The sequence below is a fragment of the Reella acinonychis genome, from assembly GCF_052384575.1.
Taxonomy (GTDB): Bacteria; Pseudomonadota; Gammaproteobacteria; order Enterobacterales; family Pasteurellaceae; genus JBQSUQ01.
Genome location: NZ_JBQSUQ010000006.1, coordinates 19,835 through 39,105, shown reverse-complemented (window position 1 = coordinate 39,105; position 19,271 = coordinate 19,835). Strand labels below are relative to the sequence as shown.

The window sequence follows — 19,271 nt, the reverse complement described above, 5'->3', positions numbered from 1 at the left end:
GAAGGTGGATTTTTACTTTTAAAAACTTAAGTAATTTCCACCGCACTTTTAAGTGTTCAAACTACTTAACAAAAGGGTTATTCTGTTTCTCATATCCTATAGTTGTATGAGGTCCATGCCCAGGTAGAACGAGCATATCATCTGGTAATAAATACATTTTTTTTTTGATTGAATCCATTAAATCTTGATGACTTCCCCCTTGGAAATCCGTACGCCCAATCCCCTGTTTAAATAACACATCGCCCGTAAACGCAACTTTTTGTTGATGTTCAATAAAACCAATGTGTCCTGGCGTATGACCTGGTAAATGCAAAATCTCAAAATTAAATCCTGCGACAGAAATCATTTCGTGTTCATTATCTAACCAACGATCAGGTTCAAAGGCATCAATTTCAAATAAACCAAATTGACGAGACTGTTGCGGAAGGGATTGAAACCAATATAAATCTAAGGAATGAGGCCCAATAATTTCAACATTAAAATGTTGTTTTAATTTCATGGCTGCGCCAACATGATCTAAATGGCCATGAGTCAATAAAATCATTTGTAAATCTAATCCAAGTTCTTCAATTCGTTGGATTAATTTAGGTGCTTCACCACCGGGATCAATAATTGCAGCCTGTTTTTCATCATTCCAAATAATAGAGCAATTTTGCTGAAAAGGTGTGACTGGCACAATATCTATATTCATTATGAATTCCTTATTTAAAATATAAAACCGCAAAACTGCGGTCTTATTTTCATGATTTTATCTACCACGCCAAGTGCGTACTGGCCCTGTATCAACATGGATAAAATTACTAACTGGGTAATATCCTACTCCACCATTATTCAAACTTTCCGCCGCATTTCTAATGCTTGCTAAAGAAACGCCAGGCACACGAAAATCCACTGCTTGACCTCGAATATGATAGCTATTAGAAGCAACACCTCTGCTACGACGACGTAAACCACTATTGGTTGCTGCTGTTCTATAACCAGATAAAATTTGGATCTCTGTATTGCGCAATCCAAGTTTACTTTGAATATTATAGAGTTTTGTAAATAGGTTAGGATCCATATTACGTGAACGATTTACATGCCAATCACGCATAAACCAATTGAATTTACCTAACATTGAAGAAGAAAGCCCCTTTCCTTGTGAAAATTCAGAGCTAAAAGTTTCTCCTGTATTAATATTTCTTAAGCGCAAAATTCGTGGTTTTGGCGTAGATACAACCGCTAAAACAGAGTTAGGTAAAATCGTTGTACCCAATACAACGCCACCTAAAGATAACCACTTGCGGCGACTATGGTTAATTGTTGTCATTAAAATGTCTCTCTTTCTATGAGCCCGAATATCTTATTTAGTCAGGCTAAAGTTACTTTAGTTCATTATTTAATCAAAAATATTATAAATATTTCTGTACAGTATGCCAATTGACATAACTTGGCGCTTTAGCACGATCATAACCGTAAATATCTGGTAAGGTTTTCACTTTACCATTTTCAACCCAAGCTGTCACATAATATAAATAAACAGGATTATCCGATTGAATCGTTGCTGAAGTGGTTTTCTTACTTGCTAACACACTTTGTTTCTTAGCAGCAGACCAACCCGCTTCTTTTAATAAGATTGTCGCTAATTCATCTGATTTTGCTACACGCACACAACCAGAGCTTAAAGCACGCGCTGTTTTACTAAATAAACCGCGGTTTGGTGTGTCATGTAAATAAATCGCATCGGAACTTGGCATATTAAATTTAAAACGACCAAGAGCACTGTCATCTCCCGCTTTCTGACGAATACGGAAAGGCACTGATTTACTATTAATATATTGTGACCAATTTACACTGTAAGCACTAATTTTATTGCCTCTGCTGTCAAAAATTTCAAGACTCGCACGATCAGCATAACTTGGATCTCGTGCCAACTTAGGTACTAAATCTTTCGTCAAAATAGTATTCGGCACATTCCAAGGTGGGTTGACCACTACATTGCTTAATTTGCTGTACATCACAGGGGTTCTGCGTGATTCTTTACCCACAATAACACGTGAATTTAACACTAATTGTCCATCACGATAATACTCTAACTGATAACTTGGAATATTCACAAAAATACCATTATCAAAGCTTGGAATAATGCGTAAACGCTGAGCATTAATAGCTAATTTATATAATCCCGCTTGATTTTTCTTATCTGAAGCTAAATTCGTTGCAATATGAGCTAAGGTTTGGCGATATAAATGATTATCAGAAGACAAATTCTTCACAAATGTTAAATGTTGCTCATTTTTCACCGCACTTAACCAGGCCGCAATAGATTCATCAGATGGCTTTTCTGGCTTATAACTATTAACAGAATACAACCAACTTTGTGCTGAAGAAGACACTCTTTTCGCATAATACATATAGTCTAAAAAAGCATCCGTTAATAGCATATCGTATACAAGAGAATCATTCTGAGCCGCACTAATCGCTTCTAAGGAATTTGCTGAGCGATGAGAAATACCACTCGCCACCATCGCTGCATATTCACGTAAGAATTGTTTTTCAGCCGCTTTATCAGCCCAAATTGGCGCATAATCACGTTCAGCATAAATCGTTGCTACAGTACGCTGAAATTGTAAAGGCGTATTACCCATTAATTCCGCAACTTTCGCTTCCGCTTGCATTTGCTTCTCTTGTGCCAATTTTGCTTCTTCAGCCTTACGCTCAGCTTCTAAACGCGCAGCCTCAGCTGCCTTTTCTTGCTCCATTTGCTGAGTTGCCAAATCAACGTTAATGCTTTCTTTATTCACATTAGCATTAAAATAATTTGATACTGTGCAACTCGTACATAATCCGGAAATTAAAATTACAAGAGGTGCAAATTTGAATTTGTCAGTTTTTGCTTTCATTCAGAAATCCTTAAAAATCAACCGCACTTTATGCCATATCCCTAATAAAAGTGCGGTGTAAACTTACTTAGTTTTTCGTTTTTTCCTGTTGTTTGCGTTCTGTCTTGCCTTTCTTTAAGAACGCTAAATCCGCTGCCATTTTCTTCGCTTCTGTTAAGAAGAAATCGGGTGCTTCATAATCTTTTGGTAAATCATCGATATTTTTCAACAAGGCTTTACCTTCACGTTTAAAACGCTCATTAATGTCTTTCAAACGTTTTGCTTCATCTTTATCATTTTCTGCTTTGCGCACTTGGTAATTTAATGATAAATATTTGCGCTCACGACGCTCCTGACGAACTTTTAAATTCTCCGCTAAAGCAATAAATTCAGGATCTTTTGCAATACGTTGCTCATGTTTTGCTTCTAACTGAGGAACTGCATCACGAGCCGATTCTGATTGAGAATAATTCGCTGATGGAATTTTATCCCAAGCTAACGCATTATCTTCTTTTTCCTCGCCAGTTTCTTTTGCATCAATAATTTCAGGGAATTTGATATCAGGTGCAACCCCTTTGATTTGTGTACTGCCACCATCAATACGATAGAATTTCTGAATCGTATATTGAATAAATCCAAGTGGCTCTTGATCTAAATCATAGACAAAATTTAGCGTACGGCTTTGTTGTACCGTTCCTTTACCAAAGGTATTTTGCCCTACAACAATACCGCGATTATAGTCTTGGATTGCAGCCGAGAAAATCTCAGAAGCTGAGGCACTATGACGATTAATCATCACTAATAATGGACCAGAATAAACTTGCGCATTATCAGGGTCTTCATGCACGCGAATACGATTGTAAGCATCTCTCACTTGTACTACTGGACCATCAGAAATAAACAATCCTGTCAATCCAACCGCTTCTGTTAAAGCACCACCACCATTCTCACGTAAATCAATAATTAATGAAGACGCTTTTTTCGCTTTCATTTCTTTTAATAATTTACGCACATCGTCGGTTAAACCAATATAAAATGTTGGAATTTTAATTACTGCAACATTTTCTGAACCCACTTTTTCTACGGTTAGTTTCGCTGCACTATCTTCAATACGAACTTTATCGCGCACCAAAGTGATGATCTTGGTTTTGCCCCCTTTTGCTGGCTCAACTTCAAGACGAACTTTACTACCTTTTTTCCCTTTGATTTTGTCAACCACATCATCTAAACGCCAACCGACAACATCTTCAATTTCGCCAGTTGCCTGCCCTACACCAATAATTTTATCTCCTGCAGCTAATTTTTTACTACGTGCAGCAGGAGCACCCGGCACAAGAGATTGAATAGTTGTAATATCATCTTCTTGACGTAATGTTGCCCCAATCCCTTCTAACGACAAATTCATACTTTCGTTAAAGCTTTTGGCTGCTCTAGGACCTAAATAGCTTGTGTGAGGATCAATTTCACGCGCTAAAGCGTTCAAATATGTCTGTGTAATATCGTCTGATTTCGTCTGTGTTAAACGACGAATCGCCAAATTATAGCGTTTGACTAATGTTTTCTTAACTTCAGCCCAATTTTTATCTTTTAATTTAAGATCAATGATATCCTGTTTAACACGTTGTTCCCAAAGTTGATCTGCTTCTTCTTTTGTTTTTGGGAATGCAGCTTTGGTGCGATCAATTTCAATTTGATCTTGACCATTTAAATTAGGCTCTTTGTCTAATAAGGATAATGCATAAGCATAACGTTCATAACGTCTGCGCGTCATAAGATCATAGATCGCAAAAGCCGCTTCTAAATTACCTTCATTCAATTGATCATCTAACACATTAGCGTATTTAGCACGTAATTCATCCACATCAGATTGAATAAACAAATTATGGCTATAATCTAACTGATTGATATAACGGTCAAAAATCTTATTAGAAAAAGCATCATCTAACTGAAATTTACGATAATGAGATTGCGTCAAACGTGTTGTTACGCGTTTGGTTGCTAACGAATTTTCTTCTGTCGAAGACGGAATTTTGATCTCATTAAATTTAATATTTGGCTCAACCGCTGTGACACTCGCTGATAATAACAACGAGAAAACCGTTACAGCATACTGCTTAGAATTCATCAACTTCATTTAGACATTCCTAATAAAGAAAAAACATCAGATAGATCAATCTATTGATGTATTAATGCTGCTTGCGCAGCATTATGAAATAAATTATGCAAACAAACGATCCGCTGCAATATTAACAACTAAACCATTGTCTAACTGCACACGTGCAGAATCTTTCATTGTTTGTAGCACAACAGCATTTTTCACACTATCGCCTACTTTGACTTTAACTTTGCCACCTTCTTGCAAATCATCCAAAGAAACTGCGGTTAATTTCGGCATCGTTTTTTTATTCGCCATTGGTTTCTTAGCGAATTTTGCATTTTTATCGACCTGTGGTTTACGTGCTGGACGTTTTTTCACTTGTTCTTTGTTTGCTGCGCGTTTTTCTGCTAATTTCGCTTTAGCTTCCGCTAGCTGTTGTTGCGCATGCTCAACATGCTCTTGCTCTAGTACACCCGCTGGATTACCTTGCAAATCCACGCGAACAGCACCTAAACGACAACCATGTAAATAGCGCCAATTTGATGTGTATTGACGCAAAACGTGGCGTAATTGTGTTTTACTCACATTATCATCATCAGCCAATGCTTCTGCTAAATCTTGGAATAAACCAATTTTTAATGGCTTAGCTTCCCCCTCAACTGAAAAGCATAAAGGGAATTTTTCGGCTAAATAAGCAATCACTTCTTTATTTGACCATTTGCCGCTCACTTCTTCTGTGGCGGTTTCTGTTGATAACGCTTGTTGTTCAGTTTCAGCAATTTCAACTTCTTGATTTTGGACTTGTTGTTCCGTCATTTATGAAAACCTTTAAATAAAAAATTCCGCGTATTCTACCGCACTTTGTCAAATCTACGCAATATTTAGGCAAGTAAATTTCCTTTTCAGGCAAGCCACTCTCTCGATTATCTAAACGATTCTTAAAAAATATTGACAATGTCTAATGAAACCGCTATTTCTATGCCTATCTATTATTATTTTGGGAGAAAAACTTATGCCTCATTTATCAGTAGCAAAATTTGGCGGAACAAGTGTTGCCAATTTCAATGCAATGGTGTCCTGTGCCAAAATTATCATGGCAGATCCAAACACACGTGTGGTTATTTTGTCTGCTTCAGCAGGCGTGACCAATTTATTAGTTGAGTTAGCAAAAGGCGTTGACAGCGTACAACGTGAAAAATTAATCGGTGAAGTGCGTCAAATTCAAGAAAACATTTTATCTGAATTAAAAGATGATGCTTTGGTTCGTCCCGAAATTGAACGCTTATTACAAAATATATCTTCTCTTGCTGAAGCGGCAAGTCTTGCTACTTCTTTAGCATTAACAGACGAATTAATTAGCCATGGTGAGATGATGTCAACACGTTTATTTGTGGAAATTCTACGCGAATTAAACGTGCAATCCACTTGGATTGATGTCCGAACAATTGTGGCAACAGATAGCCATTTTGGTAAAGCAAGACCAAATGATGAACAAACCCAGAAAAATAGTGACAATATTTTAAAACCACTCATTGATCGCGGAGAACTTATTATTACACAAGGTTTTATCGGTCGTGATCCACAAGGCAAAACCACTACTTTAGGTCGCGGTGGCTCAGATTATTCTGCTGCACTGATTGCGGAAGTATTAAATGCGAAAGAAGTCTTAATTTGGACTGATGTAGCGGGCATTTATACAATAGATCCTCGTATTGCACCAAATGCGCAACGTATTGATACTATGAGTTTTGCCGAAGCTGCTGAGATGGCAACTTTTGGTGCAAAAGTACTACATCCAGCGACCTTACTTCCCGCGGTAAGAAGCAATATTCCTGTTTATGTTGGTTCAAGTAAAGCACCTGAAGATGGTGGCACTTGGGTAACTCGTGATCCACAACCTCGCCCAACATTTCGCGCTATTGCATTACGCCGAGATCAAACTTTGCTTACCTTATCCAGCTTAAATATGCTTTATGCGCAAGGATTTTTAGCTAATGTATTCAATATCTTAGCGAAATATAAAATTTCTGTTGATACCATTACCACATCAGAAGTAAGTGTCGCACTGACATTAGATAAAACAGGTTCAGCTTCTGCTGGCACTGATTTACTTTCTAACGAATTACTAACAGAATTGAGCGAAGTATGCACCGTAAAAGTGGATACGGGATTATCTCTCGTCGCCTTAATTGGTAACGATTTACATATTTCCGCAGGGATTGCGAAACGTATTTTCTCATCGTTAGAACAATATAGCATCAGAATGATTAGCTATGGTGCAAGCACAAATAATGTATGTACACTTGTGCAAAGTTCGCAAGCAGATGACGTTGTTCGTCAACTACATAAAGAATTATTTGAGTAATAAAACAGAAAGTGCGGTCAAAAACGTAAGCTTTTTTAACCGCACTTTTTTATTTATCTTCTGGCTGATAGCCAACATCTTGTAAGGTCGGGTTTTCGGCGCCTTGCTTAGCCAACTGATCGCAAATTTCATTTTCAATATGCCCGGCATGCCCTTTGACCCACTGCCAATGAATTTGATGCGCTTGAATGGCTTGATCCAATGCAATCCACAAATCCTGATTTTTTACCGCTTTGCCTGAACTGGCTTTCCAATTATTCTTTTTCCAATTAAAAATCCATTGTGTAATGCCATTTTTCATATATTGGCTGTCACTATAAATGGTCACGATACAAGGTTCTTTCAGGCTATTTAATGCTTCCGTTACCGCCAGCAATTCCATACGATTATTGGTGGTGAGGAAATAACCTTTTGAAATACGCTTTTCATGTTGTTTATAACGTAGCAATATTCCTATACCTCCCGCACCGGGATTACCTAAGCAAGAACCATCGGTAAAAATTTCAATTTGTTTTGGCATAATCTGTTACAATAAAATCAAAGTGCGGTGATAATACCGCAAATTTTTGCAAATAAATAGAAAAGAATATGAAAGTTGAAATTGATAGTAATCGCCAAATTGTACTGGATACTGAAACCACAGGGATGAACCAATTTGGTGCGCATTATGAAGGCCATTGCATTATTGAAATTGGTGCGGTCGAAATGATTAATCGACGTTATACAGGAAAAAAATTGCACCTTTATATTAAACCCGATCGTCCAGTTGATCCGGAAGCCATCAAAGTACATGGTATTACAGATGAAATGTTAGCCGACAAGCCTGATTTTCCTGCTGTTGCACAGGAATTTATTGATTTTATCAAAGGTGCTGAACTACTTATTCATAATGCCCCCTTCGATGTTGGCTTTATGGATTATGAATTTAGTAAACATGGTATTCAACTCAAAACAGATGATATTTGCCAAGTAACAGATACCTTGATGCTAGCTCGTCAAATGTATCCAGGAAAACGCAATAGTTTAGACGCACTTTGCGATCGTCTTGCCATTGATAACAGTAAGCGTACATTGCATGGTGCGTTACTGGATGCGGAAATCTTGGGTGATGTTTATCTTGCTATGACAGGGGGGCAAACCAACTTATTTGATGAAGCGGAAAATGAACCCACCACAGTTGTAACCCCATCTGAAGTCACTAAAAGTGCGGTGGATTTTGCACAAGATTTACCTGTCACTCAAATGAGTGAACAAGAAATTGAAGCTCACATGGCATATTTGCAATTCATCCATAAAAAAAGTAAGAAAGGGGGTAACAATTGCATTTGGCTAGATCGACTCAATTTACTTCCTTCTGAAGAAAATAAGGGTTAATGCGAACATTAATTAAGCAAATAAGATAAATTTCACAAAGAAAGATTGACAGTTTCTCTGTTCATGATTATTATGCGTTCCACCAGTGCGGAGTGGTAGTTCAGCTGGTTAGAATACCTGCCTGTCACGCAGGGGGTCGCGGGTTCGAGTCCCGTCCATTCCGCCAATTTCAAAGTGCAATTCCCTATTATACGGAGTGGTAGTTCAGCTGGTTAGAATACCTGCCTGTCACGCAGGGGGTCGCGGGTTCGAGTCCCGTCCATTCCGCCAATTCACTTTGAATCCATCCCATTTTCTAAGCAAATTCATCAACTAAATTTTATCTTTTATTAATTAATTTTAATAGCTCCTAAATTTTTGATTTAAAACAAAAAATCTTCAAAATAATTAAAAAATCTTTCATTTTGCTATTTAACTATTTTGAGTTAACGTTTAGAATAAAACCCAAGTTGTTATTCAAGATTTTATTTTCTTTTTTCCTTTCTCGGTCTCTTTTACTTTTCTACTTGAATACCTATTAGTGAATGGATGTAGTGATTAACGAAGATTATTTACTCTCACTGACTAAAACCATAACTAAAATACCAAATTCTATGTTGTTGGTTATGCCGACAATAGAAAATTTAACTTTATTATTTTTTAACTTTCAAATTTAAATAAGGAGATTCTTATGAAAGGCTTTGCAATGTTAGGTATTGGAAAAACAGGTTGGATTGAAAAAGAACGCCCAGCTTGTGGTCCTTTAGATGCAATCGTTCGTCCTCTAGCATTATCCCCATGTACATCTGATACTCACACAGTATGGGCTGGCGCATTGGGTGATCGCCACAATATGATTTTAGGCCATGAAGGCTGCGGTGTTGTTGAAGAAGTCGGTGCTTTAGTAAAAGACTTCAAACCAGGCGATCGCGTTATGGTTGCAGCAATCACACCAGACTGGGGTTCAATTGAAGCACAAGGTGGCTATCCAATGCACTCAGGCGGTATGCTATCTGGCTGGAAATTCTCAAACTTCAAAGACGGTGTATTTGGCGAATTTTTCCACGTAAATGAAGCAGATGCGAACTTAGCACATTTACCAGATTCTATCAGCCCAGAAGAAGCATGTATGCTTTCAGATATGGTGCCAACTGGTTTCCATGGCGTTGAATTAGCAGAAGTTGAATTCGGTGATACCGTATTAGTTGTAGGTATTGGTCCTGTTGGTTTAATGTCTGTTGCTGGTGCTGCTTTACGTGGTGCTTCACGCATTATCTGTGTGGGTACTCGCAAAATCTGCCAAGATGTAGCACGTGGTTATGGTGCAACTGATTTCATCAGCTACAAAGATGGCCCTATCGATGAACAAGTATTAAAATTAACAAATGGTAAGGGTGTTGATAAAGCGATTGTTGCAGGTGGTGAAGTCGATACTTTCGAACCAGTAATCAAATGCTTAAAACCAGGTGGTAAAATCGGTAACGTTAACTATTTAGGTGAAGGCTTATATGTCAACATCCCTCGTGCTGAATGGGGTGTGGGTATGGGTCACAAACAAATCAATGGTGGTTTAATGCCTGGTGGTCGTCGTCGCTTAGAAAAATTAGCAAGTCTAATTGAATGTGGAAAATTAGATGTAAAACCACTCATCACACATAGATTCAAAGGCTTCGAGCACGTTGAAGACGCTTTAATGTTGATGAAAGATAAACCAGCAGATTTAATTAAACCTGTTGTTGTTCTATAATTTTACTTGTTTAGGCAGGGAGTGATCCCTGCCTTATTTTTTCAGGGCTGTATATGAAAATTATAATTGTATCGGGATTTCTTGGCGCAGGAAAAACAAGCTTTATCCAAGAAATGATAAAAAAAACAGGGAAACGATTTGCAATAGTTGAAAATGAATTCGGTACATTAGGCTTTGATGGTGAATTACTAAAAAATCAAAATGAAGACCTCAAAGTTTGGGAATTAACTGAAGGCTGTATTTGTTGCTCTCTCGGTTTAGATTTCACCTATTCCATCTTAACCATCGCCAACTCCATTAATCCAGATTATTTAATCATTGAACCAAGCGGTGTAGCTTGGCCGAGCAAAATTATTCGTCAATTAGAAAAAATCACTTACGAGCAAATTCAATTTGCACCACCGATTACGATTGTTGATGGTAAACATTATCGTGAAAGTAGACAAAAATTCCCTGACTACTTCAAAGATCAACTTTCGGTTGCAGGAACCATTGTTGTTAGTAAAGCAGAATCATTTTCTGATGAAGATTTCACCGCACTTAAAGCTGATCTCAATCTTTCTGAAGATATCTTATTCCCCGCGCAAGCTTATCAAAACTGGCACGAAGATATTTGGCATGAAGTGTTATCACGCGAAGTAAGCGTTGATTCAAAATCTGACGATAAGCAAGTTTTTCTCTCATTCAGAAGCATTGAAAATCAAAAGAAAAATGATTTAGAAAATATTGGCTTGCAACAAATACACTTACCTAGTGTTGAGCAACTTGCACATACATTATTGCTTTTAACCAGTGGAATTTGTGGCAAGGTAGCTCGCGTGAAAGGATATTGCGAAATCAATAACCAGTGGATTAAATTTGATATGGTGGATAAAGAATATGCCATTACTGGTTGTGAGCCTATGCAAAATCAAGGTGCAGTGGTTATTGGACTCAATCTCAATCGACAATTAATCCAAGATTTATTCTTTGCAAGTAAATAGATGATATTTTTGATTTAGCACAAACTTTTATCATAAATTTATTTATTCCCTATTTATATTAGATAAAATACCCTTGTTTTAATAAGTTATGATTAAAACAAATAATTTGATTAACTAGATATCACAAGGGTTTCATTATGAAAATTTCAAAATGGCCTGTGGTTGCAGGTGCTGCACTTGGTATCGTTGCTCCACTTCTAACCTACAATGGCAATCCAGGTAATATGGGATTTTGTGCAGCTTGTTTCTTACGTGACACTGCAGGTTCCATCGGTCTTCATCAAGCTTCTCCACTTCAATATATTCGTCCAGAACTCATTGGTTTAATTCTTGGTGCTCTCATCATTTCTTTATTTAGCAAAGAATTCAAATCAAGAGGGGGATCATCGCCATTCATACGACTCGCTTTAGGCTTTTTCGCAATGCTAGGCGCGCTTATCTTTTTAGGTTGCCCATGGCGAGCTTATTTACGCTTAGGCGGAGGGGATCTCACTGCCATTGCGGGTATTGTGGGTTTATTTGTTGGTATCGTTGCTGGTACATTCTTCATTAATCGCGGATATTCACTCGGCAAATCCCAACCTCAACATAAAGCATTGGGTTTTATTCCTACGGTGATTGCTATCCTATTATTTATCGCTTTAATTACTCAATTCAGTTTTGGTGAAGGCCTGCCGTTCTATTTCTCACAAAAAGGACCTGGTTCTCAACATGCTAACCTCTGGCTTTCACTCTTTGCAGGTCTAGGATTGGGCGTCTTAATGCAAAAATCACGTTTCTGCACCGTAGGCGCATTTCGTAATATGATATTGCTTCGTGATCCAACCTTATTAACTGGTGTTATCGCTTTAGTTGTAGCGACACTTATCACCAATATGGTATTAGGTCAATTCCACTTAGGTTTTGAAAAACAACCTTTAGCACATAATCAATATCTTTGGAATTTTCTTGCCATGGTATTGTGTGGCCTTTGCTTCTCTTTAGGTGGCGGTTGTCCTGGCAAACACTTAGTACATTTAGGCGAAGGAGATAATGATTCTTCTATGTTCATTTTAGGCATGCTACTAGGTGGTGCAGCGGCACATCGATTAAGCTTAGCGGCTTCAGGTGCAGGCATTAGCCAATACTCCCCTTACGCATTGCTTGTTGGATTTATATTCTGTTTGTATATTGGCTTTACGAAAAAAGCCAGTGCCTAGTTCAAAAGTGCGGTGCAAAACTCACAAGTTTTCCACCGCGCTTTGAATTTATCCCCTCGTTGTTTCTCATCCGCTAGAAAATCCGCTATAATAGCCGATTATTTCATGCATAATTTTATGTAACTATTCTTTTGAGGTTTTTATGACAACGCCTGTAGTTGCACTCGTTGGTCGTCCAAATGTTGGAAAATCAACCCTATTCAATCGCTTAACACGCACTCGTGATGCCTTAGTCGCAGATTTTCCCGGCTTAACTCGAGATCGTAAATATGGTCAAGCCAATATTGCAGGCTATGATTTCATCGTCATTGACACTGGCGGTATCGATGGTTCTGAAGAAGGCGTTGAAGAAAAAATGGCGGAACAATCCTTACTAGCCATTGAAGAAGCCGATGTTGTTTTATTTCTAGTTGATGCTCGCGCAGGCTTAACTCCAGCAGATATCGGCATTGCCAACTATTTGCGCCAACGCCAAAATAAAACAACTGTTGTGGTTGCCAATAAAACTGACGGTATTGACGCCGATTCACATTGTGCCGAATTTTATCAATTAGGTTTAGGTGAAATTGCGCAAATCGCCGCTTCACAAGGACGCGGTGTCACACAATTAATTGAACAAGTTTTAGCACCATTTGCTGCACAGTTTAGTGAAGCAGATCAAAGTGCGGTACAAAATGAAGAAGATTCAGAACAAGATGAATGGGAACAAGAGTTTGATTTTTCAGATGAAAATGACACCGCGCTTTTAGACGAAGCATTAGATGAAGAACATCAAGCACCAGAAAATCAAAATATCAAGATTGCGATTGTAGGCCGCCCAAATGTCGGGAAATCTACCTTAACCAACCGCATTCTCGGCGAAGATCGTGTAGTGGTTTATGATATGCCAGGCACAACACGCGACAGTATTTATATTCCAATGGAACGTGATGGCCAGAAATACACTATTATTGATACTGCTGGCGTACGCAAACGCGGTAAAGTCCATTTAGCAGTAGAAAAATTTTCGGTCATCAAAACATTACAAGCCATTCAAGATGCCAATGTGGTCTTATTAACCATTGACGCACGTGAAGGTATTTCTGATCAGGATTTATCATTACTCGGCTTTATTCTGAACGCAGGGCGTTCGCTGGTCATTGTGGTCAACAAATGGGACGGATTAGATCAATCAGTGAAAGATCAAGTGAAATCAGAGCTCGATCGTCGTTTAGATTTTATTGATTTTGCTCGAGTACATTTTATTTCTGCCTTACATGGAAGTGGCGTAGGGAATTTATTTGAATCCGTACTGGAAGCTTATCAATGTGCGACGCAAAAAATGACCACTTCGCTACTCACTCGTATCTTACAGATGGCAACGGACGAACACCAACCACCAATGGCGGGCGGACGTCGTATTAAATTGAAATATGCGCACCCAGGTGGTTACAACCCACCAATCATTGTGGTGCATGGTAACCAAATGGATAAATTACCTGACAGTTACAAACGCTATTTATCCAATTATTATCGTCGTAGTTTGAAAATCATTGGCTCGCCAATTCGTTTGCAGTTCCAAGAAGGGAGCAATCCATTTGCAGGGAAACGCAATACCTTAACGCCTACGCAATTACGTAAACGTAAGCGCTTAATGAAATTTATTAAGAAATCAAAACGTTAACAAAAAACACCGCACTTTGATATATACCTAAAAGTGCGGTGTCTTTTTATGTACTTTATCTTCTTGGTCTGCGGTACATTAAATGCGTGATTACAAACACCAACATAGAAACCACGCCCAATATTGCCCCAATAAAGCCAATATCTTTTAATCCCATATGTTGCATTACTTGGTTACCAATTAAAGCGCCGCCGCCAATACCAATATTATAAATCCCCGAGAAAATGGAAGACGCCACATCAGTCGCATCAGGCGAAAGTTGTAGCACGCGCATTTGCAATCCCAATGTCATGGCTGAAATGCCAATTCCCCAAACAAAAATCAGCGCAAAGACCAACCATGTTGAAGTGCTTGCAAAATATAATAAGACAAGGGATAAAGTCACAATACCTAAAGCAAAAGTGATAAATTTAGCGGGGAAAAATCGGTAAATTCGTCCAAATAAGAAACTAGCCACAAAGCCCGCCAATCCAAAAACTAATAACATCAGTGTAGATAAGTTTTCACTTAACTGACTGATTTGTTTAGCAAAAGGTTCAATGTAACTATAAGCGGTAAAATGACCAGCCACAATAAACATTGTGGTGAAATAAGCGGCGATTAACAGAGGCCTTTTGATTAATAAAGGCAAACTTGACAAAGAACCAGCATTGCGACTAGGTAAACGAGGCAGTAAGTTCGCTAAAATTAACATAATGCTAAAAGCCGCAATACCAATCACAGCAAAGGTTGCACGCCAGCCTAACCATTGCCCAATGATCCGTCCAATTGGTAAGCCTAAAACCATCGCCATTGCTGATCCCATGGCAATCATCCCTAAAGCCTGTGTCTGTTTGCCTTGAGGCGCAATTCGCATTGCAAGAGAAGCCGTAATCGACCAAAAGACCGCATGCGCAAATGCAATCCCCATCCTTGATAGCAACAACACCCAATAATTCCAAGCAAATACGGATAACAGATGGCATAGCACAAATAAAACGAACAGTTTTAACAATAAACTACGACGTTCTAACTTCGATGTGGCTAACATCAGCGGTAATGACATTAACGACACAATCCATGCATAGACTGTCATCATCAACCCTGTTTGTGATAATGAAATATCAAAGCCTTGAGCGATATCAGACAATAACGCCACCGGAACAAATTCCGTCGTATTAAAAATAAAAGCGGCAAATGCCATTGCCGCTACTCGATAATAGCCGATTCGATCGACTTTATGCTGGGATAACATTATTTTAATTTTTCTCTAATAAAATCTTTTAATTGTTGACGAAAACTGCGGTTAATTTCCACCTTATATTCTAGTGAGTTGCAATTGCCAAAGAACCGCACTGGTAAGGCAACAAATTGATATTTCTTAGCCGCAATTTCTGTTTGTACATCACATTTATTTTGTGATAAATCAACGCTGCCTTTGCCTTTTAGGTCCAAATATTGATGATTAATATTCAAAGTACGAATATCAAGTTGATTATTTGCCCAAGACAATTCTGTATCCATTTGCTCAAAAGCCGTATCCATACCCGCCAAGGCATTTTCATCATAATTGATGGAAAGATATTGGCTAATTAAGGCGAGCAAATTTAGATTTCTAATTTTACCCTGCTCTACTCGAAGTATCGCATTGGCTGAAATTGGTTGGTTATGTAGCAATAAAATTTGCGCTTTAGTACTCGCCTTTCCTTCCGCTAAAACCGGTAAAGTAAATGCCTGCAACCAATTCGACAAATTGGCATTTTGAGCGATCACATGGAATTGTTGATTTTGTTGATCTGCAATGACGCCATCAATAACCACATTATCATCAATAGAAATATTTATTTTTTCAGGGGTGAGATTGGCATTAACAGTACCCAATACCACTTGATTAAGAGAAAATCCATCAGCCATTAAAGTATAATTATTTTGCTCAAAAGAAAAAATTCCCTTACCCAAACTAGCATGCCATTTATCTTGGTTTAACAAAGGCTTTTGCCACTGCACAATTGCATTTAAATAAGAAAAAGGCACATTATGCTTTGAAAGGCTGAACTTTGTTTTTAGTTGGATTTGAGCTTGTTTGGCATTTCTTGCACTAATATCCAGTTCAAAATCAGGTTGAATAACACGTCCCGCATTCCAATCAGCAATAATCTTATCTTTATCAGATAAAGATAATGAATGTGCAGTAAGCGTACCATCAATCTGATCCAGAATAAGAGATTGGTTTGCGTTCCATAATTTCCCTTGTGTTATTTGGATTAACTCAAGTTTTACTTCGCCCCACAATAAAGACCAAAGTGATAAAGTGAAATTCAGATTTTTAGCTTGGAACTCGGAGGCATTTTGCGGATAAAGGTAGCGCACATCCGTTAAATTCAATGCGGTCGGCAACAAATTAAGCGCTACTGATTTCACTTCTAACTGATTTTTAGCCAAAAGTGCGGTTAAATTTTTCTCAATTTTGCCTTTTTGCCAAAAGAGTAAAGCAAAAAAGGCAAGGATTAAAATCAATAATCCTATGCCTATTTTTTTCAACATATTACTTATCCTGATTAATACGGCTTGCCACTGCACTTTGTTGATGTTTATATTTTGCATCAACTCGGCTAGTATAAGGTCGCGCCGCATGACCGCTTAAAACTTCAAAACTCAATGCGCCAATAATCATATTTGGGCGTAGTGCAAGCGGCAGTTTACCCGAATTATAGAATTCCAATACAATTTTTCCTTCCCAGCCCGGATCAATACGATGCGCGGTAACATGCACCATCAACCCTAAACGTGCCAGAGAAGAGCGTCCATCTAACCAACCAATAATATTAGAAGGAAGTTTTACACTTTCTAATGTCGTTGCCAAAGCTAACATACCGGGATGAAGAAAAAATGCTTCATCATCGCCAATAATAATTTCATCGCTCATCACAAGATCAAGCTGTGCGGCGACTTCTTCTTTTGGCCCACTGACATCAATAAAAGGTGCACAATGTTCACGAAAAACGCGGAATGAATTGCCTAAACGTAAATCAATAGTTGCACCATTGATTTTGCTATTATCTGGGCGAGGAGAAAGTTCGATGATCTTATCATCTAAATAGCGTTCAATATCCACATCACACAATCTCATTTTTCTCTCCTATCGTCCTAATAATTTCAAAATTTGTGCTTTTAACATATTAATTGCCACTCGGTTTTTTCCACCACGAGGAATAATTACATCTGCGTATTGTTTTGAAGGTTCAATAAACTGTAAAAACATAGGGCGAACTGTTGCACGATATTGATCAATAATGGATTCCATTGAACGCCCACGCTCCACTATATCTCGTTGTAAACGACGAATAAAACAGATATCTAATGGCGTATCCACGAAAACTGACATTGACACTTCTTGGCGAACGCGTTCATCCGTTAACAGTAAAATCCCTTCTAAAATCACAATTTTACGAGGGGTGAAGTGAATGACTTCTGAAGAACGATTATGCACAGCATAATTATAAACAGGAATATCAACCGCTTCACCTTGTTTTAAAGCTTTCAAGTGAGAGATTAATAATTCTCTATCCATGGAATTTGGGTGGTCATAATTGGTTTTAGTACGAGTTTCAAAATCCAAATGGCTTTGATCTTTGTAATAACAATCCTCAGAAATAATGCCAATATCGGCACAGCCCAATTCATCGCATAATTCTTTATGTACAGTGGAAGCAATCAGACTTTTTCCTGACGCTGAAGCACCCGCGATGGCGATAATAATACAAGATGAATTTTGTGGCATATATCCATTCCCAAATAGCAGTAAATAACTGCTTATTATAAAGAAAAATAGGACTATTTAACAGTTTATCAACTAATTTTTAACCAAATTAGTTTTTTGTGATATAGCTCACTGTATTTTCTTATGAAATCAATTAATATGCTACATAATCTCACCCCTAATCTTATTTTCAATCGACGAGGTTATATATGAAATTGAAAAAACTTTCTCTTACAATTTCCACCGCACTTTTAGGTGCTGGCTTAATGTTATCTGCTCAAGCACAAGCTAAAGGTCGCTTGGTTGTTTACTGTAGTGCTACAAATGAAATGTGTGAAGCAGTCACGCAAGAATTTGGTAAACAATATGACGTAAAAACAGCTTTTATCCGCAATGGTTCTGGTAGTACTTTTGCGAAAGTAGAAGCTGAAAAAAATAACCCACAAGCTGATGTGTGGTACGGAGGTACATTTGACCCACAAGCACAAGCTGCAGAAATGGGCTTATTAGAAGCTTATCGTTCAAAACATATTGATGATGTAGTAGAAAAATTCCAAGATCCAGCCAAAGTCAAAGGAAACTATACATCTGCCATTTATATGGGCATTTTAGGATTTGGCGTCAATACTGAGCGTTTGAAAAAATTAGGTATTAATGAAGTACCAAAATGCTGGAAGGATTTAACTGATCCGCGTCTAAAAGGCGAAATCCAAATTGCAGATCCACAAAGCTCAGGTACAGCTTATACTGCTATCGCAACCTTTGTACAACTTTGGGGTGAAGAGCACGCCTTTAACTACTTTAAACAATTACATCCAAACATTTCACAATATACAAAATCAGGTATCACACCATCCAATAATACAGCACGTGGTGAAGCGACTATTGGGATTGGTTTCTTACATGATTATGCCGTTCAAAAACAAGCTGGAGCACCAATTGAAATGGTAGTACCTTGTGAAGGAACTGGTTATGAATTAGGTGGCCTAAGTATTATTAAAGGTTCTCGCAATATCGATAATGCAAAACAATTTGTTGACTTCGTTTTATCTAAGGAGGGACAAGAAGTCGCATGGCGTAAAGGTAATTCTCACCAAACATTAACCAATACAAAAGCAGAACAATCACCAACAGCATTTGATCCAACCAAATTAAACTTAATCAATTATGATTTTGAAAAATATGGTGAAACCACTGAACGTAAAAGATTAATTGAAAAATGGGTGCAAGAAATCAAACTTGCTCAATAAACTAAAAGTGCGG

At 38.0% G+C, this 19,271-nt stretch carries 17 protein-coding genes and 2 tRNA genes; 9 read left to right on the top strand and 10 right to left on the bottom strand.

Translation table 11 applies throughout. The features are described 5' to 3' along the window. Positions 1-61: 61 nt before the first annotated feature. From ACT2CV_RS03735 to proQ, 5 genes are all read right to left on the bottom strand, one after another. Complete coding sequence (locus ACT2CV_RS03735; RefSeq protein WP_464972196.1) at positions 62-691, bottom strand: MBL fold metallo-hydrolase; 630 nt, start codon at positions 689-691, stop codon at positions 62-64. Positions 692-748: 57 nt separating this feature from the next. Beyond that, positions 749-1,309 carry a peptidoglycan L,D-endopeptidase MepK gene (locus tag ACT2CV_RS03730; RefSeq protein WP_464972195.1) on the bottom strand — a complete coding sequence of 187 codons (561 nt, stop codon included), beginning with the start codon at positions 1,307-1,309 and terminating at the stop codon, positions 749-751. Positions 1,310-1,391: 82 nt separating this feature from the next. After that, complete coding sequence (locus ACT2CV_RS03725; protein WP_464972194.1) at positions 1,392-2,882, bottom strand: L,D-transpeptidase family protein; 1,491 nt, start codon at positions 2,880-2,882, stop codon at positions 1,392-1,394. A 67-nt stretch (positions 2,883-2,949) separates the two neighbouring features. After that, entirely contained in the window at positions 2,950-4,995 is a 2,046-nt protein-coding gene (prc, locus tag ACT2CV_RS03720) for a carboxy terminal-processing peptidase (protein ID WP_464972193.1), read from the bottom strand. 84 nt (positions 4,996-5,079) lie between these two features. Continuing rightward, positions 5,080-5,775 (bottom strand): RNA chaperone ProQ, encoded by a 696-nt coding sequence (proQ, locus tag ACT2CV_RS03715; RefSeq protein ID WP_464972192.1) that lies wholly within the window; start codon positions 5,773-5,775, stop codon positions 5,080-5,082. A gap of 196 nt (positions 5,776-5,971) precedes the next feature. Here proQ and lysC point away from each other — a divergent pair, with 196 nt between their 5' ends. Continuing rightward, a complete protein-coding gene (gene lysC, locus ACT2CV_RS03710) occupies positions 5,972-7,324 on the top strand; it encodes a lysine-sensitive aspartokinase 3 (RefSeq protein WP_464972191.1) in 1,353 nt (450 codons plus the stop codon). 49 nt (positions 7,325-7,373) lie between these two features. Here the strand turns inward: lysC and rnhA are convergent, their stop codons facing one another. Then, the gene (gene rnhA, locus ACT2CV_RS03705) at positions 7,374-7,844 is read right to left on the bottom strand and encodes a ribonuclease HI (RefSeq protein WP_464972190.1); all 471 of its coding nucleotides are present in this window, start codon (positions 7,842-7,844) and stop codon (positions 7,374-7,376) included. 68 nt (positions 7,845-7,912) lie between these two features. Between rnhA and dnaQ the strand changes: the two genes are divergently transcribed. The 7 genes from dnaQ (at position 7,913) to der (ending at position 14,269) form a co-directional block, all read left to right on the top strand. Continuing rightward, the gene (gene dnaQ, locus ACT2CV_RS03700) at positions 7,913-8,698 is read left to right on the top strand and encodes a DNA polymerase III subunit epsilon (protein ID WP_464972189.1); all 786 of its coding nucleotides are present in this window, start codon (positions 7,913-7,915) and stop codon (positions 8,696-8,698) included. An 89-nt stretch (positions 8,699-8,787) separates the two neighbouring features. Further along, positions 8,788-8,864 (top strand) — tRNA-Asp (locus ACT2CV_RS03695). A 27-nt stretch (positions 8,865-8,891) separates the two neighbouring features. After that, positions 8,892-8,968, top strand: a tRNA-Asp gene (locus tag ACT2CV_RS03690). A gap of 400 nt (positions 8,969-9,368) precedes the next feature. After that, positions 9,369-10,424 carry an NAD(P)-dependent alcohol dehydrogenase gene (locus ACT2CV_RS03685; RefSeq protein ID WP_464972188.1) on the top strand — a complete coding sequence of 352 codons (1,056 nt, stop codon included), beginning with the start codon at positions 9,369-9,371 and terminating at the stop codon, positions 10,422-10,424. Positions 10,425-10,477: 53 nt separating this feature from the next. Next, positions 10,478-11,407, top strand: a complete 930-nt coding sequence (locus ACT2CV_RS03680) for a GTP-binding protein (RefSeq protein ID WP_464972187.1) — start codon at positions 10,478-10,480, stop codon at positions 11,405-11,407. Between the two features lie 137 nt (positions 11,408-11,544). Continuing rightward, positions 11,545-12,606: a YedE family putative selenium transporter gene (gene yedE / locus ACT2CV_RS03675; RefSeq protein WP_464972186.1), complete on the top strand. Its 1,062-nt coding sequence runs from the start codon at positions 11,545-11,547 to the stop codon at positions 12,604-12,606. 142 nt (positions 12,607-12,748) lie between these two features. Next, the gene (gene der, locus ACT2CV_RS03670; RefSeq protein WP_464972185.1) at positions 12,749-14,269 is read left to right on the top strand and encodes a ribosome biogenesis GTPase Der; all 1,521 of its coding nucleotides are present in this window, start codon (positions 12,749-12,751) and stop codon (positions 14,267-14,269) included. Between the two features lie 55 nt (positions 14,270-14,324). Here the strand turns inward: der and ACT2CV_RS03665 are convergent, their stop codons facing one another. The 4 genes from ACT2CV_RS03665 to udk are packed head-to-tail and all read right to left on the bottom strand — an operon-like array spanning position 14,325 to position 18,029. Next, on the bottom strand, positions 14,325-15,503 hold the full coding sequence (locus ACT2CV_RS03665) for a sugar transporter (protein ID WP_464972184.1): 1,179 nt from the start codon (positions 15,501-15,503) through the stop codon (positions 14,325-14,327). After that, positions 15,503-16,792 carry a hypothetical protein gene (locus ACT2CV_RS03660; RefSeq protein ID WP_464972183.1) on the bottom strand — a complete coding sequence of 430 codons (1,290 nt, stop codon included), beginning with the start codon at positions 16,790-16,792 and terminating at the stop codon, positions 15,503-15,505. Before ACT2CV_RS03660 ends, ACT2CV_RS03665 begins: the two co-directional genes overlap by 1 nt. 1 nt (position 16,793) lies before the next feature. Then, on the bottom strand, positions 16,794-17,378 hold the full coding sequence (gene dcd, locus ACT2CV_RS03655; RefSeq protein ID WP_464972182.1) for a dCTP deaminase: 585 nt from the start codon (positions 17,376-17,378) through the stop codon (positions 16,794-16,796). A 9-nt stretch (positions 17,379-17,387) separates the two neighbouring features. Further along, positions 17,388-18,029 carry a uridine kinase gene (udk, locus tag ACT2CV_RS03650; protein ID WP_464972181.1) on the bottom strand — a complete coding sequence of 214 codons (642 nt, stop codon included), beginning with the start codon at positions 18,027-18,029 and terminating at the stop codon, positions 17,388-17,390. A gap of 188 nt (positions 18,030-18,217) precedes the next feature. Between udk and ACT2CV_RS03645 the strand changes: the two genes are divergently transcribed. Beyond that, entirely contained in the window at positions 18,218-19,258 is a 1,041-nt protein-coding gene (locus ACT2CV_RS03645; RefSeq protein ID WP_464972180.1) for an ABC transporter substrate-binding protein, read from the top strand. Positions 19,259-19,271 lie beyond the last annotated feature (13 nt).